Source organism: Priestia sp. BR_2, assembly GCF_041954005.1.
Taxonomy (GTDB): Bacteria; Bacillota; Bacilli; order Paenibacillales; family Paenibacillaceae; genus Paenibacillus_AQ; species Paenibacillus_AQ lautus_A.
In genome coordinates this window covers 1-629 of sequence record NZ_JAVFHM010000333.1, presented here as the reverse complement: position 1 = coordinate 629, position 629 = coordinate 1, and the positions used below count along the sequence as shown (strand labels likewise).

The following is a 629-nucleotide window of genomic DNA, read 5'->3' as shown; positions in this document are numbered from 1 at the left end:
ATGTAAAATATATGTTTTGAGGGTAAAAATATAGAGAGTCTTCTCTAAAAATATGTCTAGTGTCATTAGTACAAGGAAGGAGGACTTTTTTATATACAAGGATTGAAAGTAAAGATAGATAATAATTCATTTATTGATATGAGTTAATTAAGGATAAAGATAATCAGCAAAAAAGTAGGAGGCGTATTCAAAATGGAAGCGTTTTATAATCAGAGAGAGAAAATGACTGATTTTATTAGAGATAACAAACAGAATTTCCAGGATAAGCTCTTATCTGAGGCGGTTAACGTAGCCTCTAAAATTAACGACATTTTAGAAACCGGAAATATTGACCTTTTAAAAAATGCTCAAAAGCTAGCTCTGTACGTTGTAGAACAAAAAGAAGAACAGCTCATTGCTTTCGCTCAACAAGAAGGCGTAGCCTGGGCAGAGCACGCCTTAACTCTTGCTTTTAAATTAGAATGGGTACAGGCCATTAGGCGAACATTGTGGCATTTTCTCTATCAATATGATCGAATAAATAATCAATTTAATAGTCGTGAAGAATTTTATGCCTTAGAGAAGCGTATTAATGATAAGATTGATCAATTTCTTAACACGTTTCTCATTAGTTATTCAAAGTATAAAGA

The 629-nt window shown here is 32.1% G+C and carries 1 pseudogene; it reads left to right on the top strand.

What is annotated here, in order from left to right:
* Positions 1-192: 192 nt before the first annotated feature.
* Positions 193-629 (top strand): annotated as a pseudogene (locus RB298_RS29050) (STAS domain-containing protein); the annotation flags it as partial.